The 24,694-nt window shown below is 69.2% G+C and carries 16 protein-coding genes and 5 pseudogenes; 11 read left to right on the forward strand and 10 right to left on the reverse strand.

Going from position 1 to position 24,694, the window contains the following annotated elements; translation table 11 throughout:
* Positions 1-50: 50 nt before the first annotated feature.
* A pseudogene (locus NAMU_RS18465) lies at positions 51-635 on the reverse strand (IS256 family transposase); the annotation flags it as partial.
* 71 nt (positions 636-706) lie between these two features.
* On the opposite strand from NAMU_RS18465, the gene NAMU_RS18470 reads away from it, so the two are divergent.
* On the forward strand, positions 707-2,059 hold the full coding sequence (locus NAMU_RS18470; protein ID WP_041369108.1) for an IS256-like element ISNml4 family transposase: 1,353 nt from the start codon (positions 707-709) through the stop codon (positions 2,057-2,059).
* Between the two features lie 38 nt (positions 2,060-2,097).
* Here the strand turns inward: NAMU_RS18470 and NAMU_RS18475 are convergent.
* Positions 2,098-2,904, reverse strand: a pseudogene (locus NAMU_RS18475) (IS256 family transposase); the annotation flags it as partial.
* 202 nt (positions 2,905-3,106) lie between these two features.
* On the opposite strand from NAMU_RS18475, the gene NAMU_RS18480 reads away from it, so the two are divergent.
* Positions 3,107-4,804: a hypothetical protein gene (locus NAMU_RS18480; protein WP_138180333.1), complete on the forward strand. Its 1,698-nt coding sequence runs from the start codon at positions 3,107-3,109 to the stop codon at positions 4,802-4,804.
* Between the two features lie 196 nt (positions 4,805-5,000).
* On the opposite strand, the gene NAMU_RS27600 is transcribed toward NAMU_RS18480, so the two are convergent.
* On the reverse strand, positions 5,001-5,435 hold the full coding sequence (locus NAMU_RS27600) for a transposase (protein WP_052307997.1): 435 nt from the start codon (positions 5,433-5,435) through the stop codon (positions 5,001-5,003).
* A gap of 842 nt (positions 5,436-6,277) precedes the next feature.
* Between NAMU_RS27600 and NAMU_RS18490 the strand changes: the two genes are divergently transcribed.
* The 7 genes and pseudogenes from NAMU_RS18490 to NAMU_RS18520 form a co-directional block, all read left to right on the forward strand.
* A complete protein-coding gene (locus NAMU_RS18490; protein WP_015748869.1) occupies positions 6,278-7,210 on the forward strand; it encodes a hypothetical protein in 933 nt (310 codons plus the stop codon).
* A 637-nt stretch (positions 7,211-7,847) separates the two neighbouring features.
* Positions 7,848-9,383 carry an IS21 family transposase gene (istA, locus tag NAMU_RS18495; protein ID WP_041369141.1) on the forward strand — a complete coding sequence of 512 codons (1,536 nt, stop codon included), beginning with the start codon at positions 7,848-7,850 and terminating at the stop codon, positions 9,381-9,383.
* A gap of 133 nt (positions 9,384-9,516) precedes the next feature.
* A pseudogene (locus NAMU_RS18500) lies at positions 9,517-9,846 on the forward strand (ATP-binding protein); the annotation flags it as partial.
* Positions 9,847-9,965: 119 nt separating this feature from the next.
* Positions 9,966-11,147 (forward strand): tyrosine-type recombinase/integrase, encoded by a 1,182-nt coding sequence (locus NAMU_RS18505; protein ID WP_015746535.1) that lies wholly within the window; start codon positions 9,966-9,968, stop codon positions 11,145-11,147.
* Positions 11,137-13,296, forward strand: coding sequence for a tyrosine-type recombinase/integrase (locus NAMU_RS18510; protein WP_015746536.1), 2,160 nt, complete (start codon positions 11,137-11,139; stop codon positions 13,294-13,296). Before NAMU_RS18505 ends, NAMU_RS18510 begins: the two co-directional genes overlap by 11 nt.
* A complete protein-coding gene (locus tag NAMU_RS18515) occupies positions 13,293-13,748 on the forward strand; it encodes a DUF6262 family protein (protein WP_015746537.1) in 456 nt (151 codons plus the stop codon). Before NAMU_RS18510 ends, NAMU_RS18515 begins: the two co-directional genes overlap by 4 nt.
* 43 nt (positions 13,749-13,791) lie before the next feature.
* Positions 13,792-14,241 (forward strand): annotated as a pseudogene (locus NAMU_RS18520) (ATP-binding protein); the annotation flags it as partial.
* Here the strand turns inward: NAMU_RS18520 and NAMU_RS18525 are convergent.
* The 3 genes from NAMU_RS18525 to NAMU_RS18535 form a co-directional block, all read right to left on the reverse strand.
* A complete protein-coding gene (locus NAMU_RS18525; RefSeq protein ID WP_015748870.1) occupies positions 14,165-15,070 on the reverse strand; it encodes an ExeA family protein in 906 nt (301 codons plus the stop codon). The pseudogene NAMU_RS18520 and the gene NAMU_RS18525 overlap by 77 nt on opposite strands.
* Positions 15,067-16,554, reverse strand: a complete 1,488-nt coding sequence (locus tag NAMU_RS18530; protein WP_015748871.1) for a DDE-type integrase/transposase/recombinase — start codon at positions 16,552-16,554, stop codon at positions 15,067-15,069. Before NAMU_RS18530 ends, NAMU_RS18525 begins: the two co-directional genes overlap by 4 nt.
* A 111-nt stretch (positions 16,555-16,665) precedes the next feature.
* Positions 16,666-17,079 carry a hypothetical protein gene (locus tag NAMU_RS18535; RefSeq protein ID WP_245544824.1) on the reverse strand — a complete coding sequence of 138 codons (414 nt, stop codon included), beginning with the start codon at positions 17,077-17,079 and terminating at the stop codon, positions 16,666-16,668.
* A gap of 464 nt (positions 17,080-17,543) precedes the next feature.
* Between NAMU_RS18535 and NAMU_RS18540 the strand changes: the two are divergent.
* Positions 17,544-18,789, forward strand: a pseudogene (locus NAMU_RS18540) (IS256 family transposase).
* Positions 18,790-19,115: 326 nt separating this feature from the next.
* On the opposite strand, the gene NAMU_RS18545 reads toward NAMU_RS18540, so the two are convergent.
* The 4 genes from NAMU_RS18545 to dxs are packed head-to-tail and all read right to left on the reverse strand — an operon-like array spanning position 19,116 to position 23,582.
* Positions 19,116-19,700 carry a hypothetical protein gene (locus NAMU_RS18545; protein WP_015748873.1) on the reverse strand — a complete coding sequence of 195 codons (585 nt, stop codon included), beginning with the start codon at positions 19,698-19,700 and terminating at the stop codon, positions 19,116-19,118.
* A gap of 6 nt (positions 19,701-19,706) precedes the next feature.
* The gene (locus NAMU_RS18550) at positions 19,707-20,924 is read right to left on the reverse strand and encodes a sensor histidine kinase (RefSeq protein ID WP_015748874.1); all 1,218 of its coding nucleotides are present in this window, start codon (positions 20,922-20,924) and stop codon (positions 19,707-19,709) included.
* A gap of 8 nt (positions 20,925-20,932) precedes the next feature.
* Positions 20,933-21,595 carry a response regulator transcription factor gene (locus tag NAMU_RS18555; RefSeq protein ID WP_015748875.1) on the reverse strand — a complete coding sequence of 221 codons (663 nt, stop codon included), beginning with the start codon at positions 21,593-21,595 and terminating at the stop codon, positions 20,933-20,935.
* 43 nt (positions 21,596-21,638) lie between these two features.
* Positions 21,639-23,582, reverse strand: coding sequence for a 1-deoxy-D-xylulose-5-phosphate synthase (dxs, locus tag NAMU_RS18560; RefSeq protein ID WP_052307998.1), 1,944 nt, complete (start codon positions 23,580-23,582; stop codon positions 21,639-21,641).
* 383 nt (positions 23,583-23,965) lie between these two features.
* Here dxs and NAMU_RS18565 point away from each other — a divergent pair, with 383 nt between their 5' ends.
* Positions 23,966-24,682 (forward strand): glycerophosphodiester phosphodiesterase, encoded by a 717-nt coding sequence (locus NAMU_RS18565; protein WP_015748877.1) that lies wholly within the window; start codon positions 23,966-23,968, stop codon positions 24,680-24,682.
* The last annotated feature ends 12 nt before the right edge of the window (positions 24,683-24,694 follow it).

The following is a 24,694-nucleotide window of genomic DNA, read 5'->3' on the forward strand; positions in this document are numbered from 1 at the left end:
CTGTCAAGTTTTCTGTGTAAGTCGCGATGTTGATCTTGGGTTGGGGTTGGTCAGCTGATCCTGGGGGTGATGCGGTCGGGGTATTGGATGGCCAGTGCACCGAGCGCGGGTTTCCAACCGGTGGTGACCTGGCCCTCGACGAGCCGGCCCTCGGCGGTGCGTCCGACTCGTTTGCCCTTCTCCGCGGCCCGGTCCCGGGCGCGTTTGTCCTCGATATCGCGGATGGCCAGCCACAGCAGCTTGACCACTGCGTCGTCGTTGGGGAAGTGCCCGCGGTTCTTGATGATCTTGCGGAGCTGGTAGTTCAACGACTCGATCGCGTTCGTGGTGTAGATGATCTTGCGGACCGGCCATGGGAACGCCAGGAACGGGATGAACCGGTCCCAGGCGTCCTGCCAGGTCCGCAGGCAGGCCGGGTAGCGGCGGGCCAGATCGGTCTCGGCGAACGTCGACAGCGCCGTCTCGGCGGCGTCCACGGTCGGGGCGGTGTAGATCGTCTTGAGCTGGGCCACGACAGCCCGCCGGTCGGTGTAGGACACGAACCGCATCGAGGCCCGGATCAGGTGGACCACACACGTTTGGACGGTCGTCCGCGGCCAGGTCGCCTCGATCGCCTCGGGTAGCCCGGTCAGCCCGGACCTGTCAGATGGACTGTGTAAGGGGTGTGGCATCTAGCGTCTGAGGAGTAGCTGTGACGATTGATGGCATGCCGAGATTGACCCCGCAGGAGCGGGCCGAGCGTCGTCGGGTGCAGGCTGAGTTGGCTGCGGATCTGAAGGCCTCGGGTGCGCTGGACGGGGTGTTCGCCCGCATCGATGCCGGGGAGCCGCTGACCGGCGACAGCGGGGTGCTGGGCGGGATGCTCAAGGCTGCGTTGGAACGCGGTCTGGAAGCGGAGCTGACCGACCACGTCGGCTACGACAAGGGCGCCGTGGACGCGGCCGAGTACGACAATTCCCGCAACGGTCACTACGCCAAGACGGTGTCCAGCGAGATCGGTGACATCGAATTGCGGGTCCCTCGGGACCGGGCCGGGACGTTCACCCCGATGCTGGTCGGCAAGGGGCAGCGCCGGCTGGACGGCATCGACGGGATGATCATCTCGCTGTACGCGGGCGGGATGACGTTGCGGGACATCGCCCACCACCTGGCGACCACGGTCGGGGTGGACCTGTCCCACGAGACGATCAGCAAGATCGTGGACGCGGTCGCCGACGAGGTCCTGGCCTGGCAGCGCCGTCCGTTGGAGCCGATCTACCCGGTGATCTATCTGGACGCCATCACCGTCAAGATCAAAGACGGCGGACACGTGGTGAACAAGGCCGCGAACCTGGCCGTCGGGGTCGACATGGAAGGTATCAAGCACGTTCTCGGGATCTGGGTGCAAACCCATGAGGGCGCCAAGTTCTGGGCCGGGGTGTGCGCCGACCTGGCCAACCGCGGCGTGCAAGACGTGCTGATCGTGTGCTGTGACGGGCTCACAGGGTTCCCCGAGGCCATCGCGGCGACCTGGCCGGCCGCGACCGTGCAAACCTGCGTGGTCCACCTGATCCGCGCGTCGATGCGGTTCGTGTCCTACGGCGACCGCAAAGCCGTCGCTGCCGCGGTCAAACCGATCTACACCGCCAGCTCCGAAGAGGACGCCCTCGCCGCCTTGGAGGCGTTCCGGGACGGGCCCTGGGGGTCGAAGTACCCGTCGGCGGTCCGCTCGTTCCAGGCGGCGTGGGACCGGTTCACCCCGTTCCTGGCGTTCCCGCCGGCCCTGCGCCGGGTCATCTACACCACCAACGCGATCGAGTCGCTGAACTATCAGTTGCGCAAGGTCACCAAGAACCGCGGCCACTTCCCCAACGACGCAGCCGCGGTCAAGCTGCTGTGGTTGGCGATCTGCAACATCGAGGACAAACGAGCCCGCGACCGGGAGAAAGAGCGCGGACTACCCGCCGCCGACCGACGAGCGTCCGGACGCCTCATCCAAGGCGCCGTCACCACCAACTGGAAAGCAGCGCTGGCCCAACTCGCCCTGGTCTATCCCGACCGAATCGAACCCCACCTGTAACCCCCGTCACACCCCTTACACAAAGGACTTGACAGGCTCGTCAGCCCGTCGCAACACACGATCAGCACGTCCTTGACGCCCCGGTTGGCCAGCTCGGCGCAGACCCCGGCCCAGAACTTGGCGCCCTCGGTGGACTGCACCCAGATCCCCAGCACGTGCTTGATCCCGGCCATATCGACGCCGACGGCGATGTACGCGCTCTTGTTCCGAACCTGGTGCCCGTCGCGGACCTTCACCACGATCGCGTCCAGGTACATGATCGGGTAGAGCTCTTCCAACGGCCGGGACTGCCAGGCCTTGACCTCTTCCAGGACCGCGTCGGTGATCTTGCTGATCGTGTCGTGGGACAGCTCGGTGCCCAGTGTCCGGGCCAGATGGGCCTGGATATCGCGGACGGTCATGCCGCCGGCGTACAAGCTGATGATCTGCTCGTCCAACCCGCCCAGGCGGCGTTGACCCTTGGGCACCAGCCGCGGCTCGAACGTCGACTTGCGGTCCCGCGGCACGCTCAACGGAACCGGACCGACCTCGGTCGAGAGCGTTTTCGGGGTGTGCCCGTTCCGACTGTTCGGCGAGCCCCGACCAGCCGGGTCGCCCGCTTCGTAGCCCAGGTGCCCGGTCAATTCCGCGGCCAGGCCTCGTTCGAGCACAGCCTTGATCATCTCCGGCAAGAACCCGCCCTCGCCGGTCAACCTGACCCCGCCGGCCTCGGCGCGGTCGATCAACTCATCCAGCCACACGTCGTCGGCCAGCAACTCCCGCAGCTGCCGACCAGTCGACCGGGCCGGACCCGGCACCTCATCATCGACCGGCGACGACGGCACCGATGAGGACTGCTCGGTCATGGTCATGATCCGCTCCTTCGCGAGGCACCCGCCTCAGCATCCGATCGCGGTTCCTACACAGACCATCTGACACGCCCCCGAGGGCGGCCAGTCCAGGACGCTGTACACCTCCAACGCAACCCGAAACGACAAGGCCAACCTACCGGTCGCGGAAATCATCCGATTGCTCGGTTCGGCCCACGGTAACGGTTTCAGCCGGCAGGTGCTGATCTTCGACGCCTGCGCGAACTACGTCGAGGAGATGTCCTACGACACTGGGCTGCCGCCAGGTGGGTTCGGAAAGTTGCATCCACGCCCGGTGCCGCATTTTGTGTACTACGCCACCGACCTGGGCCAAGTCGCCGCTTACAACCGCCTCCAGGGCCGCTCCGAATTTTCCACCGCCGTCTTCGACTGGCTCGACCAACAGCCCGCCGAGCCGTTCCTGCCGGACCTGGACACCCTGTTCACGAAGGTCGACGCGATCTTCGCTCAGCGGGCGACAAACGGCCAATACACCCAGCGGCCGGTCGCGCTGCAGGTCAAACCCTTCCACGGCATCGAACGCCAGCACACCCACCGGGCCGTAGTCGATGTCCGCGTCAAGAGCTCCGATCTGTTGGGCACTGACATCGCCCGTGCAGTGCGCGCCGCTGACCACCTTGCTGGTACCCCCGAACTGGACGTCAGCGCCCTGCTCAACGTGGACCGCACATCCAACGCCAGGTGGAGGATCGCGAGGACACTACTTGCGACCGTTCCCGATCGTTCCGGACCCCCACTACTCAAGCGGATCATGGCGTGCGAGGTGAGCGGCCCGACGTGGGGCCAAGCGTCGAATGCCGCCGGGTTGCTCTCGCCCACGCACCGCCCGCTGCTTGAAAACGACCTCACTGAGACGCTCGAGGGATGGCACGTCGAACGTATACGCCACGTCATCACTGCGTTGGGCAGGATTGGGGCCACCTCTCGGGCAGAGAGAGTTGAAGAAGCGGCCGAGCACTACATCGACAAGCTCGGCTCGTATGCCGCTGAAGCGCTCGCCCGCATGTTTCAGGCGAGCGTCGCCAAAGGATCTATCAGCGACGCGGACCCCGAGTCAGCGTTGCGAACGCTGGGCGACTTCCTCACCCGGCACCCCGACTACGTCAGGGATGTGTATTCCATCTTCTCCACGCTGACTCCGAAGCATGCCGATCCCCTCCTTAAGCACTGGTTGCCCTCCGAGAACACCGACCTGGTTTCACTAGCGGCCGACGCTCTTGGGCGCATGCGCATACGGAGGGCATGCAAGGCGCTGGCCGATCGCGCCAGCACCCTGCCAGCCAAGAATGCGGCACCGCTGTTATACGCCATCGGCCGGATTGGCGGTCGCGAGGCAGTGGAGTTGCTCCGGACACGGTCCCTGCTACCCCAATATGGTCGGGCGGCCAGCGAAGGCCTCGCCCTTAGCGCCGAATACGTCGAAGACGATTTCGACATTCTCTCCAACGAACTCATCGACACGACCAGTGTGTACACCTGGGCCGTCTACCGGGCGTTAGGGATTCGCCCAGACCTAGGCTCGGACGAACTGCTGCGGCGCGGGCTGCAAGACAAGCATGGCTTTGATCGCGGCGTGACGGCACTGGCGCTCGCCCGACGGGAGGGCAAGGCCGTCCTGAACACCGTCAAGGTCGCCTCCGACCAGGCTGCCGATCCTATCGAGTCAATCATGACTGCTCTCGCGGTGCGCCGACTCGACGACACCATCGCCACCCGGTCAATGATCAACGATCGGTTGGCCCGCCACGTGGACACCGTTCTGATGCTCGACGACATACCGTTCAACGATGTCGTGAACGAACTGGAGTTCGGCGGCGACCCGGGCCTGACTGATCTGGCCCATGCGCTCCGGTGGCTGGCCGCGGCCCCAAGCTGAACACGCCCAAAGAGATCGAGCTGCAACGTCTGCGGTCAGGTGCGTGACGGCGTCGGCGAGTCGACGGTCGGCGTCGATGTCAATCGGGCTCTACGCAATCAACCTGGGTCGGTGGGGTCGAAATCCGTGTCGGTTGTTGATCTTCCCTGATCAGGCCGTGGTTGAGAAGTAGTCGCAGTCGGTAGTTGGCGAACGATCAGTAGCCGCGGGCGACGCGCTTTGTGTTCTTGATCTTCAGATTGAGGTTCTCGGTGGGCCCGTTGGACACCTCGGGGTGATCGAAACGAGCGAGGAATTCGGTTCGCCAGGCGACCAGAGTGCGTCCGAAGCGGGCGATCTCAGGCACCGGACAGGTCTTCGCGAGCGTGATGAGGTGCTCGGCCGCGGCGCGGCCGGCGGCCCGGTCCGGGTTCGCGTACGCCTGCATCACCTTCTGCGCGACGAGCCAGGCAGCGGTGATCTCTTCACCGGTGTCACCGACGGTCAACGCGTCCCGCTGCCGGGCCAGTTGCCGGTCGGTGAGCCGGTCGTACCGGCGCCGCATGATCCGCCTCGCCCGGTACAGCGCGTCGCCGGCATGTCCGCGGTGCCCGGTGGTGTCCTGCTGCACCCGGCGCCGCACCTGGTCCACCGCCAGCAGGATCAGCTTGACGATGGAAGGGGTCCAGAACCCTCGTCGCCGCTGGTAGATGGCCGGTCAGGGCGGTCGCGTAGCCGCGGAACGGGTCCAGGGAAGGCGGTCCGGACCGCGGCCTTCCATGCCTCGTCACGGCCGGTCAGCCAGCCGCCCAGGACCCGGCCGGAGCGGCCCGGTACGACCCGCGTTCGGTCCAGGCGTCCCACTACGACCTTCCTCGACGAGGAGACGACAAGACGGCGCGAAAGCCCAGGTCACAAGGATATTGAGACCATTGTCGTGCCCGGCCCAGGCTCCAACCGGCCGACCCTCTCCAGGTAGCCTCCCCCAGGGGTCGACCTCGCCTTATAGCACTGCCACGTCGCGGGCGGCATCGCCGGCCTCGGCCAGGTCGTCGGCCGCGTCGCTGACGGCCGGGCCGGGATCGGCGTGGTTGTCGGACCGGACGCGGCCGGCGTCGTGTTCGGCGTGCAGCCAACCCTCGAGTACAGCCAGGCTCGGCGGAAGGGGTCAGTTATCACTCGTTGTCGACAGCACTTGCGGGGTTCATCACGGGGCCGGGCGGCCGCACTTGGATCGTTCAGGGGTTACCCCTTGGCGTCGGCGCGTGACCGCCAGGTACGACAAGAACCTGAGTTGCTCAGCCTCCACCGCGAACCCCTGACGGGCTCGCCTGGCAACACGGATTCGCGTCACTCCGGCTTCGCACTGCATCGCATCATGAGCCTCGCATCACGGCTTCACATGGAGGGATCGCGTAGGTAGGCACGAAAGGCAGATACAGCCGACCGAAGGGCGAGTACGCAGAGCGCCGCCGACCGCGTAGGTTTCCGTTCATGACGACGACTTCATCGGCGCCCCCGTCCGAGACCGTAGCCAGCGGAGACGAGGCCCTGGTAGAACTGCTCCGTCTTTCGGGCCGGGGGTACACAGTGGTGCGCCACGTCCTGAACCAGCTCCCCTCCGGCCCCGCAGACCGGACCAGCGTGCTGGGTCCAATGGTGACCGAGCGCAAGCGCAGGCCGCTCCAGCTGTACCTGCTCCTTCTGACGGTCTGGCCGTGGCTTCAGAACCAGCAGCCACTGCCGAATATCGTTTGGGCCAGGGCTCTCACAACCGACACTGGTCGAATCTGGACGGCCACCAACGTCTCAGAGGCCTGGAATGACCTAGAGGAACGCGGTCTCATCACTCGCGAACGAAAGTCGCGGGCCGTGCTGATCACACCCAGACGCGAGGACGGAAAAGCGCCCTACACCCCGCCCGGCGCAATCAAGAAGAACCATCGTGAGACATTCTTCATCCTGCCCGGGACCTTCTGGCGCGACGGCTGGTTCGAGAAACTCTCCATGCCAGGCTTGGCGATGCTGCTCATCATTGCCGGCCTGACCAGCGACAAACAGGAAGCGTGGTTGACCAACAAAGACGCCGGCAAGTGGTTCGGCCTCTCGCCTCGCAGCGTAGAGGCAGGCATCGAGGATCTCCGCACCAAGCACCTACTCGAGGAACGCGCCGAGTGGATCAAAGCCCCCCTCTCAGCCATTGGCGCCACACAGAGGCACTGGTACCACCTCACGGGTGAATTTGACACCGATCAACGCCGTGCGCTTCAGGAGCGCACCCGCCAGGAAGTCCGGGCGCGCATGTCGGCCAGCGGAGCGCAAAAGGCGTCCGGCTCGACTATCAAGATCAAAAAGAAGGGTGCCGCGACGGGTGCCACCGCCGACCGGAAGGTCAAGAGACGCCGAAAGAGTGCTGAGGAATCATGAAAACACTCGCCCGCGAGGTAGGCCGCACAGTACGGACGGCCATCGGCGGATGGGGCCCCACCGCCCGGTTAGTGATCTTGCTTGTTGTAATGACTGCCTGTGTAGTCGCCTATCAGAAGATCTACTGACCTCGTGCCCCTGGCCAGGCGGGCCAGAATGCGTACCCTCCTCGCCGATCGAGGAACTGTCGGTCGGTGACCGCGATCTGACGTACTACGCCGGTCAGATCAGCAGCGGTACGCCGGTCAGATTGTTGACCGGCGCTCTACATGGCGATGTTGGCATCGTCGTTGTTGACGATGGTCTGGGTGTTGAAAGGCCCCGCCCGGTGGTGGTGGGCGGGGCCTTGGTGGTCATGGCGGCGGGGTCGTCGTCAATGTGAGGGTCATTCGCCTCCGGTTTCGGCGATCGCGGCCCGGGCTGATTTCTCGTCGACGATGGCCTGGTGTCAGCGGTCATGAAATTCCCCAGGTCGGGGTGGGTGTCCGTCACGTAATTCCCCACCCTGGTGCGTCACGTAATTCCCCATGGGGACGACGGCGTGCCGTCGGCTGGTGGGTCCTGCTCGCAGTTCACGCTCACCGCCGGCCGTCAGGTGGCCCGGACGGGAGCGGTGATGGGCAGGAGGAGCTTCGACGTGGTGGATCTGCTGGAGTTGTTCACGCACTGGGAGGCGGGCCGGTCTCAGTCGCAGATCGCGGACAGCCTCAACCTCGATCGGAAGACAGTGCGCAAGTACACGGCGCCGCTGGTGCAGCGGGGCCTGGTGCCCGGCGGCCCGCCGGTCGGCGAGCAGGTATGGGAGCAGCGGATCGCGCAGTGGTTTCCTCAGGTGGTCGACCGAAGGTTGCGGCAGGTGACTTGGCCGCAGATTGAGGCGCATCGGGATTACATCGTCGAGCAACTCGGCGAGGGCGTGACGGTGGCGACGATCAGCCAGCGGCTGACCGATGAGCATGGGCTGATCGCGTCGGAGTCGTCGGTGCGGCGATGGATGAACGCGAACCTGACCGAGCAGGTCGCCCGTCACCGGGCGTCGCCGCCGCGGCCGCCGGTGGAACCGGGCAGCGAAGCACAGATCGACTACGGCGCTCTGGGGTCGTGGGTCGACCCGGCCACCGACCGGCGGCGGACGTTGTGGGCGTTCGTGATGGTGCTGGCATGTTCCCGGCTGATGTTCGTGCACCCGGTGCTCCGGTTGGACCAGACATCCTGGTGTGCAAGCCATGTGCTCGCGTTCGAGTACTTCCAGGGTTGCGTGGCCCGGCTGGTGCCGGACAATCTGAAGACCGGAGTCGACCGGCCGGACCTGTACGACCCGAGGATGAACCGGGCCTACGCCGAGCTGGCCAGCCATTACGGTGTGCTGCCCGACCCGGCGCGGGTCCGAAAGCCCAAGGACAAGGCCCGGGTAGAACGGGCCATGCCTTACGTGCGTGACTCGTTCTGGCGGGGCCGCACTTTCACCAGCCTGCAACAGATCCAGCAGGCCGCCGTGGTCTGGTGTGACGAGGTCGCGAACGTCCGCAAACACCGCAGCCTGGACGGCGCAACGCCCCGGTCGGTCTTCGACGCCGTCGAGGCCCCGGCTCTGCAACCGTTGCCGCGCAACGAGTTCGTCCTCGCGACCTGGTCGGTCGGCAAAGTAGGGGTTGATTGCCACCTCAAAGTAGGCCCCGCTCTCTACTCGGTGCCGTGGCGGCTGATCGGACAGCAGTTGCACGCTCGGACGGCCGGCGGCACGGTGCAGATCCTGCACGAGAACAAGGTCGTGGCCACCCACATCAGGCTGCCCAGGGGACGGGCGACCGACTTCGAGCACTACCCGCCGGAGAAGATCGCGTTCCACATGCGCAACCCGACCTGGTGCCGCAACGAGGCAAGCAAGATCGGTCCGGCGACCGCCGCCGTCATCGACGAGCTGATGGAGCACACCGCGATCCACCGGCTCCGCTCGGCCCAAGGCATCATCGGCCTGGCCGGCCGTCCCGGCATCGGCCCGGACCGGCTGGAAGCGGCTTGCGCCCGCGCGTTGGCCGTCGGCGATCCCCGCTACCGGACGATCAAGGGGATCCTCGCGGTGCACGCCGAAACCCCACCGGCCGAACCCACCGCCGGCGCTGCCGCGGACACACCCGCGTTCCTGCGCGGACCCGAGCAACTCCTCGGCTAACTCCGCTCCGACGGGCCCCGCTCGGGTGGCCGGTCCAGCCCCGGGCCAGCTTCGGCGGTTGGCCCGCCCCACGCTCACCGGACTTCGTTTCCTTTGTCTTCCTTCTACTCTCATCGAGAGGAAACACCACACAATGACGATCCTGGACCCATCGCTGCGGGACGCGTTACGCACCCTCAAGCTCACCGGGATGCTGCAGACCCTGGACGCCCGGCTGACCCAGACCCGCGACGGCACCCTGGGCCACCTGGAGTTCCTGCAGGTCCTGTGCGAGGACGAGATCGCCCGCCGGGAGACCGCTGCCCTGGCCCGCCGCGTCCGCCGCGCCCGGTTCGAAGAACAGGTCACCCTCGAAGGCTTTGACTTCGCCGCGAACCCGAAGATCCCCGCCCCGCAGATCCGGGGCCTGGCCGCCCTACGCTGGCTGGGCGCCGGCGAATCGGTCATCCTGTTCGGCCCGGTCGTTATCCCCGGTTCCTGACGCGCCCTCATCACTGTCATCACCGAGCCCTGTCCTGACGTCCTGCCATCGTCGTTTCCTCGCAATCAGCGGGTCTTCTTCGACGAGATGGAACGGCAACGATGGCGCAGAGCGTGATGGCCCGACCCGACGGCGGGCCTCGCACGTGGACGGTGATCGATCAGGGATACCGGACGGTCGGACCGGTCGAGGAGTGGCTGGAGGCCCACCGGCATCTTTGGTCGCCGAACACGGTCCGCGGGTACGCGACCGCGCTGAGCCAGTGGTGGACGTTCCTTGAACAGCGGGCCGAGTCCGGGCGGTGGAACGAGATCGGCGTGCCGACGGTGTCGGCGTTCGTGTCCTGGATGCGCAACGGGCGCCGGGTCGAGCGTTCCCTGGTGCCGGAGGACGGGCCGTCGCCGGAGACGATGCAGGCGCGGCTGGCCGCGGTCATCTCCTTCTACACGTGGCACGAAGCCGTGTCCGGCGTTCCGGTGGCCGGCCGGTTGATGCGTGGAGCGCCGCGGCGGGCAGTGGCCCGGGGGCTGCTGTCCCATCTGGATGCCCGCTCGGGGCCCGCTCCGACGTCGCTGGTCCGGGTGCGCCGCAGCCGGCGGCATCGTCCGCCGTTGCTGATGCCCCAGCAGATCCAGGCGATCCTGGATGGCTGCGCCACCTACGATCCAGACACCGGTGAATGGGTCGGAAACCTGCGTGACCGGCTGCTTTTCGCCGTTCTTGCGGAGAGCGGCATGCGGATCGGCGAGGCGTTGGGTTTGCGGATCAGCGACTTCGTGATGGGTCGCGGCGGCACCCCGTTCATCGAGATCGTGCCTCGCGCGGACAACACCAATGGGGCGCGGGTGAAGATGATGCGTCCCCGCCGGGTCTACGTCGGCGCCGATCTCGAGCGGCTGTTCGCCGACTACCTGACCCTCCTGGCCTGCACAGCAGCCGATATGGGCATCGCGGTGGCGGCGGACTCGCCGCTGCTGGTCAACCTGCAACGGCCGCCGCTGCTGGCTGCGCTGCACGAGGGCACCGTCCGCGACAAGACGGCCGCGCTGCGGAAGAAGGGGATCGGCCCGCCCGGGTGGACCCCGCACTGGTTCAGGCATAGCCACGCGACCGCGTTGCTGCTGGCCGGCACGGCGGAGTGGGTGGTGTCCCGTCGGCTGGGGCACGCCCACGTCCAGACCACGCTGGACCTCTACGGCTGGGTCCGCGAGGACGAGGCGCTGCGGGCGGCGGCGAACTGGACGTCGTACGCGTCCAATTGGCGGGTGACCGATGCGCCGTGAACCGGGCGGGGGCCTTCGGCCCGCCGAGGACCTGGATCCCGTTCATCGGCTCTGGCTGGAGCTGCCCGAGCAGTGGCGGGGTCCGGTGATCGGACCCGGCATCGCGAACTGGGACCGGATCACCGAAAACGGCGACAGGCGAATCGATCTGACTGGGCTGCCTGACCCGTTCCCGGCCGAACTCGCGTGGATGGCGCACTGGCAGTCCGTCGACGGGACCCGATCGACGGTGCTGGCGATGAACCAGCTGGCCAACATCCTGCGCCGCGCCATCCGCGAGGGGCACCCGTTCCCCACCTCGATGCTGGCCTTGGACTGGGAGACGGCCTCGGCGTTGCAGGGGTGGTTCTACGCGCACCGCTGGGGGCGGCTCCCACCCAAGGACAGCCGTAGCCGGCTGCGGGTGCTGTTCCGGTTCGCCCGGCAGGCGTTGATCGCCCGCTGCCACGATGGCCCGTGGTGGACGCTCGACGAGTGGCATCCACGTTGTGATCCGCGGATACCGCTGTCGACCCGGGAACCACAGGCCAACTACGGGTGCTCGCCCGGGCAGATCACCCAGCCCTGGCTCCGGGAAGCCGTCAAGTGGTACCTGGGGACCCAACTGGAGTCCGGGGCGCTGCGCTGGACGACCGTGAGCCAGGACCGGATGAATTGCCTGCGCCGGTTCGACGTCTGGCTGACCAGTTGCCTGGACGATCCCATCGAGGTGCTCGGCGATCCAGCGGCGGCCGCCGGGCAGGCGGACAGATATCGACGTTGGGCCATGGAACCGGGCCACCGGAAGACCGGCACGTTCGACCGTCGGACGCCCCCGAAGCCGGCCCACCCGCGCCTGATCAACGACGACATCCGGGCAGTGGCAGATCTGTTCACCTTCATGGTGGCCAACCGAGACCGGGCCCACATCGTCACCGGATACGCCGTCTGGGATCGGGTCACCGACACCCACGTGGCCGGATGGTTCCGCCAGGTCTCCCGCATCCCGCGGACACCCACCCTGAACGACCGGCACTACGTCGACGACCACGCGCTCGCCCAGATTCCGGGTGCGCTGCCGTTGCTGGGCTTGCCCCGGGACCAACAGATGACGATCACCCGGGGCGACGGCACCCAGGTTCTCGCCGCCGGCTTCGACGATCCGCAGGCGATGCGGATGATCCTGCTGCAGATCCTGACCGGGCGTCGGTCCAGCGAGATCCGCACGTGCGAGTTCGATTGCCTGTCACCGGCTCCCGATATCTCGGTGCAGTCCGGGCAGGACCAGGAAGTCGTCCGGTTCCGCTACGCCCAAAGCAAGATCGACACCGCGCCGGACACCATCCTGGTCGACCGCGAGGTCTCCGCGGTCATCGAGGAGCAGCAGCGTTGGGTCCGCGAACACCTGCCGGAGTTCGAACCGCGGCATCTGTTCGTGCAGCGGACCGGGAACCGCAACGGCGACAAGCCCTACCCGCCGGGAACCTACAACTGGATGCTCCGGGAGCTCAGCAACGTCGCGCGGATCACCGACGGCCAGGGCCGGCAACTGCAACTGAGCAACACGCACCGGTTCCGACACACCAAGCTCACTCGGCTCGCCGAACTCGGCCTGCCCATCCACGTCCTGCAGCGGTACGCCGGGCACGCCACACCGACCATGTCGATGCACTACGTGGCGCAGCGCGAGGAACACGCCGAGCAGGCGTTCCTGGCCACCGTCAAGCTGCGGGCCGACGGCAGCCGGGTCCAGTTCTCCCGTGAGGACCACGACGGCCTGCACCTGCTCGACCGGGCCGACCGGTTCCTGCCCAACGGCTGGTGCCTGCTGCCCCCGCTCCAATCCTGCGACAAGGGCAACGCATGTTTGAGCTGCTCGGTCTTCGTCACCGACGCGACCCACGAGCCGACACTACGACGCCAACAGGCCGAGACCGAAGCGTTGATCACACGCACAACCAACGCGTTTCGGGAGAAGCACGGTCGCGCCATGCCCGAGGACAATGTTTGGCTCGCGCAGCGTCGAGCCGAGCAAGCGGCGCTCACCCGGCTGTTGGACACGATGGCCGACCACCCCGAACGGGCGGTGCAAGGAGGCGGATGCGGCGCACCTCCGACAGGCCCGGTGCCCCTGGCACTCACCGGACCCAGGCGCAGGACCCGGCCATGACCGACGCGAACGCGAAACGCGCCGCGACGCTGACCGCCGCAGCCAAAGCGAAATCAGCCGCGAAGACCCAGGCCGCCGAGCAAGGCATCCGCGCGCTGGTCAAACGGGGCGAGTCCGTCACCTTCCAGGCCGTTCAACGGGAAGCCGGCGTCTCGCACGCCTTCCTCTACGGCAGCCCGGACCTCCGCGCGCGGATCGAGCACCTACGTTCCCGCGGCCGCCCGGGACCGACGCCAGCCAACCCACCGGACTCGGAAAGCACGCTCGTCCTGAGCCTGACCGCCCAGATCACCCAGCTCAAGAAGCGGCACCGGCAAGAGATCCAGACCCTCAAAGACGCGCTCGCGCAAGCCCACGGGGAGAACCTTGAACTTCGCCGCGAACTCGCCCGCAAGGGCAGCTGCGCCCGGCACCACACCGCTCACGTTGCATCGATCGCAGAAACGTCATGACCAGCGCAAATGTCGCTCGCAGGAGCCCAAACCGTCGATAACGGTCGGGGTCGGCAAGACCCACGTCGCCCAAGCCCTCGGGCACCTCGTCGCCCGGCGGGGCGGCGAGGTCCGCTTCGCCAAGACCAGCCGGGTGCTGGCCGACCTCGCCGGCGGGCACGCAGACCGCACCTGGGGTGCCCGGGTCCGCGAGTACACCCGACCCGCCGTCCTGATCCTGGACGACTTCGCCCTCCGGGAGCACACCGCCGCCCAGGCCGACGACCTCTACGAGCTCATCTCGGAGCGGGCCGTGCACCACCGGCCGCTGGTGCTGACCAGCAACCGCAAGCCAATCGACTGGTACCCGCTGTTCCCGAACCCCGTCGTCGCCGAGAGCCTGCTCGACCGACTGATCAACACCAGCCACCAGGTCCTCATGGACGGACCGTCCTACCGGCCCCGCAAGCGGCCCGGGCGAGCCGACTCGACACCACCGCCCGCCGACCGGTAGAACCAGACCAGCAGGGCCGACCTGGGGAATTACGTGACAGCAGCCCTGGGGAATTTCGTGACTGATGACACTGGTTGCGGGCGAACGCCGCGGTCAGGGCGTTGATCGCGAGGTTGTTGATGGCGCGGGGGTAGCCGCGGGCGGCGTTGTGGATCAGGGTGGTGGCGTCGCCGCTGAACAGGGTGTCGCTGCGGCCGGCGATCTTGAGGTGGTGGGTGAGGTAGTCCGCGGTTTCCTGGTCGGTCATCCCGGTCAGGGTGCAGCGCACCGAGATCCGTTGGTCCAGCGCGGCGAGCACGCCGAGGCGCAGCCGGTGCCGCAGGGTGGGTTGCCCGACGAGCAGCGCGGCGAACGGGCTGCCGGAGTCCATGTCGTGGTTGGACAGCATGCGCAGTGCTTCGAGTTGCTGGTTGTCCAACAGGTGCGCCTCATCGATCACGACCACGGGGGTGCGGCCGCGTTCGGCGTGTTCGGCCGCGAGGGCGTCGGCGGCTTGCGGGGCCAGGATCGAGGTGTAGAACGACGGGGTCCGGCCCAGGGCGGCGACGATGTGGTGGAGCATGCCGCGGACCCCGACGGACGGGTTGGGCAGGTAGATGACGACGTGCCGGCTGCTGTCCAGGGCGGCGGTGGCGGCGCGGACGGCGACGGTCTTGCCGGCGCCGACCTCGCCGGTGATCACGCCGAGGGCGTGTTGGTCGACGCACCAGCTGATCCGGGCGATCGCTTCGCCCAGTCCGCGGTGCCGATGCAGCATGCCCGGGGCCAGGTTCCGGCCGAACGGCATCCGGGTGAAGCCGTAGTGGGCCTGAAGGCGTTGCACGCTCACCGGGCCACCGCCTGACCATCGTCGTTGCCGTCGTTGCCGTCGTTGCCGTCGTTGCCGTCGTTGCCGTTGAGGTCGGCCAGGGCGTCGTCGATGCTGAGCTGCCCGGGCAGCTCACCTGGGTAGAGGGTGTGATAGTTGATCTTCTGGTCGGCACTGATCTGTTGCTGGTGGTCCTGCGCGACCAGCGCCAGGTAGTCGATCCCCGTCCGCGGTGTCGTTGCCGGTTCAGGGGTCTCGGGTCTGGCCTTGGGATGGGTGTGCCGGGTGATCCGATGCGGCACCGCCGGCCCGTGGTCCCGGCCGTCGTAGCGGACCCGCAGGGTTTCCAGATCGAACGGGGAGAACACCAACTCGACTTTCCGACCGACCAGCCCCGCCTGAACCTGGTAGGTGTTGCCGTGCAGCGACACCGTCGCGGTCCTGGTGACCACGCGTTGTTCGGACCACAGGAACGCCTCGGTCAGATCCGCGGGGGTCGGCATCGCCGGAGACCGGCCGGCCCGCTGCCACCCGTCGGTCCAGCGTTGCAAGGGGCTCTGCCCGGTCTCGGAATGCACGTGGTGATAGGACGCCTCGACCCAGGCGGTGAACAACCCGTTGAGTTCCAGCAGGGCGCCGGCGGGGGTCATCCCGGTATCCCGGATCTGGTCGGCGGTGCTGTCATCGATCTCGACCAGGAACTGGTCGCGCACGCTGCGGAACCAGCGTTCGATCTTGCCCCGCCCCTGCGGCTGCCCCGGACGGCTGTGGACGAGCCGGATCCCGAGCACCGCGCAGGCCCGCAGCAGCCAGTTGTCGACGAACGCGGACCCGTTGTCGACGTAGACCGAGCCGGGGACGCCGCGGCTGCCCAACGCGGGTTGCAGGGCCGCGGCCAGCCGGACGGTGTCCTCGGCGAACCCGAACCGATACCCCACGGCCACCCGGCTGTGGTCGTCCAGGAACGCGAACAAGTACGTTTTCCGGCCGGCGACCCTGGGCCCGTGCAGGGCGTCGCCGACCCACCGTTCGTTGCAATCGGCCGCTTCGAACCGGCCGAACACGGCCGGCCCGGCGCCGCCGGGCACCATCAGGTCCAGCCGGTGGAAATGCCGCAGCAGCGTCGTTTCCGACGGTGACCAGCCGGTCGAGGATCGCAGGATCCGGGCGACCTGGGCGACCGTGCGGGCCGGGTTCTCCCGTTTCAGACCGGCGGCCAGCTCGAACACGCCGGTGTCGATCCGGGTGCCGGGTTCCCGGGGCGACGGGCACAGACCTTCGAACCCGCCGGCCCGGTACCGGCGGATCCACCGGTCCAACGACTCCCGCGAGTATCGGACCCGGCCGCCGAACGGGCCGTCGTGTTCCCGGTCGGCGATCGCCCGAACGACCCGTCCGCGTTGCTTGGTCGACAGGCCCGGTTCCAGCGCCGGGCAGATCAACTGATATCGGAACAACGCGATCTGCTGCGCCCGTTCCCGCTGCTTGACCGTGTCCACACTCATCAACCACACCCGTCCTCGTCGTCGCTTCACCGCCCGGCAGGTGTTGCCGGGCAACGGCCTTCGCGACGATCCCGGACCAACACCGGTGACGTCAGGGGCAACTCGTGTTGATCAACACGGTGTCGAGAGCCGGGGCCAACCCGGGGACAGGAGCCGGCCGCCCGAGGACGCACAGGCGACCTGTCCGGCCGTCACCGTGCCGACCAAACCGGCCGACCCGAACCGGGACGCGATCGCCACCCAGGCCGCGGCGACCGCGGCCACCACGTCCCGCCAGGCGTCGCCAGTCGCGTCCGGGGCCGGCTGGTCCACCCCGGCCCGCCGGGCAGCGACGGTGAAGTGCACCCGCACCGGCTCCAACCGGGTGCTCATCCGTCGCAACCAGCCCCGGACCGTCGGCGCCGGCGCCCCGACCAGGACGGCGACCGCCCGGTGCCCGTGGCCGGCCGACCGGGCGACCAGCGCCGCCCAGATCACCGCGGCCGCGTCGGCCCGCCGCAGCAGCACCGTGACCGGCAGCAGCACGTGCGTGATCAGGCACGACGAACACCTGGCTCGGCGGGGCCGCAGTAACCCGACGCCTCGGACGTCACGCCGGCGAGCCCACCCCCAAGGGGCCAGCACACCTGGGCAGACCGGGCACGGCACGCCGCCGCCCGTCAGCCGGGACTCGACCAGATCCTGATTCGCCTCTACCGTGACCAACGGGTGCCTCCGTGCATCCGAGCACGGCCCTCCCGCACAGGTCTTCCCGGACACGTCGGCGGGAGGGCCGTTGTCCATTTCCGATGCTGGTCACACTGACGGTGACGACGACCGGACTCAACCCGCCAGCACACCCAGTTGAGTCCACCAGAGTGGTGTACGACCACTGATCGACCTTGACCCCCTGACCAGGCAGGTCGGGGCGTGTCGGTCCCGGGACGAGGACGGCCACCGCGTGAGGCTTCGAAGGACCTCTCACAGTCTGCCGAAGGAGACATCACGCGATGACCACTGCGCAGCCTAACGACCCCACGACCATGGTCGGCGACATGCTCGCGTCGGCGAGCCCGGACCTGCTCCGCTCGATGCTGTCCACGTTCATTCAGACGCTGATGGGCGCCGAGGCCGACGCCCTGTGCGGCGCCGGCTACGGAGAACGCAGCCCGGACCGGGTGAACTCCCGCAACGGGTACCGGCACCGGGACTTCGACACCCGGGTCGGCACCCTGGACGTCGCGGTGCCGAAACTGCGGTCCGGGTCGTACTTCCCGGACTGGCTGCTGGAACGGCGGACCCGCGCCGAACGCGCCCTGGTCTCCGTCGTCGCGACCTCGTACCTGCTCGGGGTCTCGACCCGGCGGGTGGAGAAGCTGGTCCAGGCGCTGGGCGTGACGTCGCTGTCCAAGTCGCAGGTGTCGGTGATGGCCCGCGACCTGGACGAGCAGGTCGAGGCGTTCCGCACCCGGCCGCTGGACCAGGGCCCGTACACGTTCCTCGCGGCCGACGCGCTGGTCCTGGAAGGTCCGCGAGGGCGGCCGGGTCGTGCAGGTCCACGCCCTGCTCGCGACCGGGGTCAACGGTGACGGGCATCGCGAGATCCTGGGCCTGGACGTGACCAGCCGCGAGGACGGCGCCGGCTGGTTGGCGTTCCTGCGTGGCCTGGTCGCCCGGCGCTTGTCCGGGGTCCGGCTGGTCACCAGCGACGCGCACAGCGGCCTGGTCGCCGCGATCGGCGCGACCCTGCCGGGTGCCTCGTGGCAGCGATGCCGCACGCATTACGCGGTGAACCTGATGTCGATCACCCCGAAGAGCAGCTGGCCGTGGGTGCGGACCATGCTGCACTCGATCTACGACCAGGTCGACGCGAAAGCCGTGGCTGCCCAGTTCGACCGGGTGATCGACACGCTCGCCGAGAAGCTGCCCGCGGTCGCCGATCACCTCGACCAGGCCCGGGCCGACCTGCTCGCGTTCACCCCGTTCCCGAAGGAGATCTGGCGGCAGATCTGGTCCAACAATCCTCAGGAACGGCTCAACAAAGAGATCCGCCGCCGGACCGACGTCGTCGGGATCTTCCCCGACCGGGGCGCTCTGATCCGCCTCGTCGGCGCCGTCCTGGCCGAACAGCACGACGAATGGACCGAGGGCCGCCGCTACCTTGGCATCGACGTCCTGGCCCGCTCCCAGACCGCCAACGGACCCGACGCGAAGGAGGACACCAGCACCACGCCCGCGATCACCACCGCCGCCTGACCAACGAAGATCACCGGCGGCCGGACCTCGTCACGTACACCACTCAGCTGGGCTTGACCGATCGGCGCCAACGCCCGACGCATCGACTGACCCGCGAGCACTCCCTGGAAAAACAGCACCTTGTCCGGCCAGTCATACACCCGCTTGCGCGGACCACTCATCGATTCTGAAGACAACGCAACACTCCTCGATCAGAGCGTGTTGCATCGACCATATGAGTCCGCCGCAGCCAGAACGGCCCTCTTCCCATGATCAACAGTCCGCGGGGGCCCGGCCGCCGTACCCCCGCCCGGGGTGCCCGGGGGCGGGGGTCGGGCAGGCGGGGCTCAGCCCGCGGGCGGTTCGGCGTCCAGGAACGCCCGGCCCCGCGGGGACAGCTCGTACCCCACCGGCAGGCTATGGGTCAGGCCGAGCTCCTTGAGCTTGCGGACATCGAGCTTGAACGGCTTGGTCTCCCGGCCCAGCGAGGCGGCCAGGTCGGGCGCGCGGACCGCCGGGTTGGCCTCGATCAGCCGCAGGATCGTCCGGGTCCAGGGACCGGTGCGCCGGCCGCGGTCCATCCGGTCCAGGGTCGCGGCGATCTGCGCGATCTCGGCCGCCGAGGGCAGCTCCGCGCGCAGGGCGACCCGCTCGTCGGGCCCGTCGTAGGCGACGCCGATCCGGTACAGCTGCGCACCCCGGCCGCGGGCGTTGGCCGCGCGCAGGGCGGCCAACGAGGCCATCCCGGCGCCGCGGGCGTCCGCTTCGGTCAGCGAGTCGTCGGTGACCCGGTCCACCGAGGTGAACCGGACCACGCCGGCCCCGGTCCGCTGGGTGCCGCCGACCCGCACCCGCGGTGCGTCCCAGCGGCGGAACACCGCGGTCACCGAGCCGTCCTGGATCCCCTGCGCCACGGCCAGCGTCAGCAACACCGTCGCTCACCTCTCCGATCGGTCGGGACGGCCCGTGCCGTCGTCGAAGGGCAGCCGGACGGTCACCCGCAAACCGCCGTCCGGGACCGGTGCGGCCACCACCGACCCGTGGTGGGCGGCGACCACGGCCCGCACGATCGACAGGCCCAGGCCGGTCCCCCGCTGCCCGGTTCGGGGCCGCCGCCCCTGCCGGAACGGCTCGAACAGCTCGCCGACGGTGCGCTCGTCGATCACCGGCCCGCAGGAGGCGACCTCCAGCACCGACTCGCCGCCGTCGCGCTCGGTCCGCACGGTGATCCACCCGCCGGCCACGTTGTGCCGCACCGCGTTCTCCACCAGGTTGCCGATCAGCCGGCCGAGCAGCGCCGGGTCACCGGAGACCGGCGCCGGGGCCGCCTGCACCGAGACCGACAGGCCCCGTTCGGCGATCGCCGACTCGTTGGCCTGCAGGGTCGGCGCGATCAGATCGGCGAAGTCGACCACCTGCAGCACCGAGACCCCCCGCGCCTGGGTCCGGGCCAGCACCAGCAACGAGGTGAGCAGCCGGTTGGCCCCGTCGGTGGCCTCCAGCACCACCGCCCCCATCTCGCGCAGGTCCGCGGCGCTGGCCTCAGGGTCGGCCAGGGTCACCTCGACCTCGGTGCGGATCACCGACAGCGGGGTGCGCAGCTCGTGCGAGGCGTTGGCGACGAACCGGCGCTCGGCGTCGAACGCGGCCTGCAGCCGGTCCAGCATCTCGTCGAAGGTGTCGGCCAGGTCGGCGACCTCGTCCCGCGGCCCGGACAGCCGGATCCGCCGGTCCAGCGACGACTCGGACAGCACCCGGGCGGTGCGGGTCAGGGTGAACAGCGGGCGCAGCGTCCGCCCGATCAGCAGCCAGGACAGCAGCGCGCCGGCCAGCACCTGGATCGGGAACGCGATCAGGCCGACCACCAGCACCGTCTGCCGCCCCTGCCCGGCGATCTCGGCGGCGGCCGTCGAGGCGTCCATCAGCTGGTCGCCGACCTGCACCAGGGTCCCCGGCGGGAACTGCGGCAGCGCCGCCACCACCCGCCCGACCAGCAGGTAGGACAGGGCCAGCAGGAGCGCGCCGAACAGGGCCAGCAACGCGGTGGACAGCAGGGTCAGCCGCAGCCGCAGGCTCTGCCGTTGGTCGATCGGGCCGCGGCGGCGCGTCGAGCGAGCCGGCCCCTCGGGACCGGCGGCGGGAGGGGCGGCGCTCACGGCATCAGTCAGTCGATGGCCACGCGGTAGCCGGAACCGACCACCGTGTCGATGATTCCGGGATCACCGAGCTTGCGGCGCAGGGTCATCATGGTCACCCGCACGGTGGTGGTGAACGGGTCGGCGTTCTCGTCCCACACCCGCTCCAGCAGCTCCTCGCTGGAGACCACCGAACCCCCGGCCGCCAGCAGCACCTCGAGTACGCCGAACTCCTTGCGGGTCAGTTCCAGCGCCCGGCCGGACCGGGTGACCGTGCGCTTGGCCGGGTCGAGTTCGAGGTCGCCGGCCCGCAGCACCGGCTTGACCGCCGGTGACGAGCGGCGGCCCAGCGCCCGGATCCGGGCCACCAGCTCGGGAAAGGCGAACGGCTTGGTCAGGTAGTCGTCGGCGCCCAGGGACAGGCCATCCACCCGGTCCTCCACGCCGGCCGACGCGGTCAGCATCAGCACCCGGGTCGTGTCGGAGGCCGACACGATCTCGGTCAGCACGTCGTCACCGTGCATCTCCGGCAGATCCCGGTCCAGCACCACCACGTCGTAGCGCGTGGTCATCGCCTTCTGATGCCCCTCGACCCCGTCGTAGGCGACATCGACGGCCATGCCCTCGGCCCGCAGGCCGCGGGCGATCGCGTCCGCCAGCCGTTGGGCGTCCTCGACGACCAGGACCCGCATGCTCTCCCCTTGTTGATGTGCCCGTGCTCAGGTGCCGGAAGCCCTACCGCTCGATCGACTCGGGCCCGCTGCCGGAGACGACCGGGCCGGAGACGTCCATCGCCCGCCGGGCGATGAGTTCGGTGATGCCGCGGGCCACCGCCTGACCGGTCAGGCCCAGGTCGACCAGCAGTTCGCCCCGGGACGCGGACTCCAGGAACTGCTGCGGCAACGCCAGGACGTGCACCGGGACGTCGGTGTCGGCCAACCGGTCGGTGACCGCGGCGCCCACCCCACCGGAGCGGCCCCCGTCCTCCACCGTGACCACCAGGCGGTGCTGCGCGGCCAGCGCGTCGATCTCGGCCGGGACCGGCAGCGCCCAGCGGGGGTCGACGACGGTCACGCCGATGCCCTGGGCGGCCAGCAGCCGGGCCGCCTCCACGGCCATCGCGGCGAACGCACCCACAGCCACCAGCAACACGTCCCGGTCCTGCCGGCCGACCGGCTCGACCAGGATGTCCACCCCGCCGACGGACGACCCACCGGCCGGCTGTTCGGCGGCCACGAATCGTCGCACCGCGGGGATGGTGGCCGGCACCGCGCCCTTGGGGAACCGCAGGACGGTCGGCCCGTCGGTGACCGCCAGCGCCTCGTGCAGCTCCTCGGCCAGGGTCGCCGCGTCCCGGGGGGCGGCCATCCGCAGCCCGGGCACGATCGCGGCCAGCGACATGTCCCACATGCCGTGATGGCTGGGCCCGTCCTCGCCGGTCACCCCGGCCCGGTCGAGCACCACGGTGACCCCGAGCCGGTGCAACGCGCAGTCCATCAGCAGCTGGTCGAACGCCCGGTTCAGGAATGTCGAGTACACCGCGACCACCGGGTGCATGCCGCCCATGGCCAGGCCGGCCGCCGAGGTCAGCGCGTGCTGCTCGGCGATGCCGACGTCGAACATGCGGTCCGGGAAGGCGGTGCCGAAGGAGGTCAGCCCGGTCGGCCCGCTCATGGCCGCGGTGATGGCGACCACGTCCGGCCGCTCGGCCCCGGCCACGACCATCTCCCGGCCGAACACGTGGGTCCAGGTGGTGGTGGTCGCGGCGACGGGCTTGCCGGTCGCCGGGTCGAACGCCGGCGGCGAGTGCATCTGCTCGGCCTCGTCGGTCTCCGCCGGGTGATAGCCCAGACCCTTGCGGGTGACGCAGTGCACGACCACCGGGCCGCGGAACGAGCGAGCCCCGCTCAGCGCCTGGACCAGCGCCTCGACGTCGTGCCCGTCGACCGGACCGACGTACTTCAGGCCCAGGTCGGCGAACATCGTCTGGGGCACGAACCAGTCCTTGACCGCGGACTTGGCCGCGTGCAGCGCGGCGTACAACGGTCCGCCGACGACCGGGGTGCGGGGCAGGGTGTGCTTGACCCGGCCGAGCATCCGCTCGTAGCCCGGGCGCAGCCGCAGCGCCGCCATCCGCTGCGCCATCCCGCCGGTGGTGGGCGCGTAGGAGCGGCCGTTGTCGTTGAGCACGATGACCACCGGGCGATCGGCCCCGGCGATGTTGTTCAGCGCCTCCCAGGCCATCCCCCCGGTCAGGGCGCCGTCGCCGATCACCGCGACGACGGTGCGGTCGCTCTCCCCGCGCAGGGCGATCGCCTTGGCCAGCCCGTCGGCGTAGGACAGCGAGGTCGACGCGTGCGAGTTCTCGATCCAGTCGTGCTCGGACTCGGCCCGGCTCGGGTACCCGGACAGGCCGCCCCGGGTCCGCAGGGTGTCGAACTGCCCGCCTCGGCCGGTGAGGATCTTGTGCACGTAGGCCTGGTGACCGGTGTCGAACAGCACCGGGTCGCGGGGCGAGTCGAAGACCAGGTGCAGCGCGATGGTCAGCTCGACGATGCCCAGGTTCGGCCCGAGGTGCCCGCCTCGCTTGGACGTCTGCTCGACCAGCAGGTCGCGGATGCCGGCCGCCAACTCGGTCAGCTGCGACGGCGAGAGCTCCCGGAGCCGAGCCGGCGACATGTCCCGCAATCCGTCCGGCACCTGCCCGTCCGGTGTGCCGGGGCGACCCTGCTGTGTCACCAACGCCTCCCTGACTCCGGACCTGACTCCGGACCTGACTCCGGACCTGATTCCGGACCTGATTCCCGGGCCTGCTTTCCGGGCCGACCGGCTGGCCACCCGAATCTCCTGACCGTACCGCCAGCGTCCCGGGTGGGACGACGGACGGCACGTGTGACAGACGCGCGAGTCGGGGGTGGCGTTGGGCCGAGCGGGGCTGCTCGCCCGAACGGGGTGAGGCGGCCGGACCAGCCGTGACGGCCGGCGGGCGGTAAATTCCGGCCGTGGATGCGAGATCACCCGACCCGGGGTCCGACCCGGCCGCGCTGCGTCACGATCGTGGCGTGCCGGTCGTCGTGGGACATCGGGGGGCCAGCGCCCGCTGGCCGGAAAACACGCTGTCGTCGTTCCTGGCCGCCTGGCACGCCGGCGTCACCTGGGTCGAGGCGGACACCCAACCCACCGCGGACGGGGTGCCGGTCCTGCTGCACGACCGGGACCTGAACCGCACCACCTCGGGACGCGGCCCGGTCCGGGCGACCCGCCTGCGCGACGTGCAGAAGCTGTCGGTGCGAGGTTGGCCCGGGGACTGGGTACCGCGGCTGGCCGAGCTGCTGACCATGCTGACGCCGACCCGGGCGCTGCTGCTGGAGATCAAGGGCTACCACACCAGCCGGCAGATCCGGGCGGTGCTGGACGAGATCGACCAGGCCGGCGTGGCCGACCGGGTGCTGCTGCAGTCGTTCGAGGTGGAGGTGCTGCGCGAGCTGCAGCGGGCGGTGCCCGACCGGCCCTACGGGCTGCTGGTCAGCTCCCTGGACGCGGACCCGGTGGCCCGGTGCAGTGAGGTGGGGGCGGCGTACTACAACCCCTCAGCGGGTGCGGTGCTCGGCCGCCCGGGCGTGGTGCCGCAGCTGCATGAGGCCGGCATCGGGGTGGTCTGCTGGACGGCCAATGAACCCCGGGAGTGGGACGCCCTGGCCGGTGCCGGCGTGGACGGGATCATCACCGACCGGCCGGCGGAGCTGCTGGCCCGGCAGCGGCGGGCGGCGCCGGCCTGATCGAGCCCCGCG

Origin of the sequence: Nakamurella multipartita DSM 44233 (assembly GCF_000024365.1) — a bacterium.
Taxonomy (GTDB): Bacteria; Actinomycetota; Actinomycetes; order Mycobacteriales; family Nakamurellaceae; genus Nakamurella; species Nakamurella multipartita.

Coding starts and splice junctions, on each gene's coding strand:
- NAMU_RS18470 (WP_041369108.1), top strand. CDS start 707: ATGCCGAGATTGACCCCGCAGGAGCGGGCCGAGCGTCGTCGGGTGCAG.
- NAMU_RS18490 (WP_015748869.1), top strand. CDS start 6,278: ATGACGACGACTTCATCGGCGCCCCCGTCCGAGACCGTAGCCAGCGGA.
- NAMU_RS18505 (WP_015746535.1), top strand. CDS start 9,966: ATGGCGCAGAGCGTGATGGCCCGACCCGACGGCGGGCCTCGCACGTGG.
- NAMU_RS18510 (WP_015746536.1), top strand. CDS start 11,137: ATGCGCCGTGAACCGGGCGGGGGCCTTCGGCCCGCCGAGGACCTGGAT.
- NAMU_RS18515 (WP_015746537.1), top strand. CDS start 13,293: ATGACCGACGCGAACGCGAAACGCGCCGCGACGCTGACCGCCGCAGCC.
- NAMU_RS18530 (WP_015748871.1), bottom strand. CDS start 16,554: ATGAGTGTGGACACGGTCAAGCAGCGGGAACGGGCGCAGCAGATCGCG.
- NAMU_RS18555 (WP_015748875.1), bottom strand. CDS start 21,595: ATGCGGGTCCTGGTCGTCGAGGACGCCCAACGGCTGGCGGACGCGATC.
- dxs (WP_052307998.1), bottom strand. CDS start 23,582: ATGTCGCCGGCTCGGCTCCGGGAGCTCTCGCCGTCGCAGCTGACCGAG.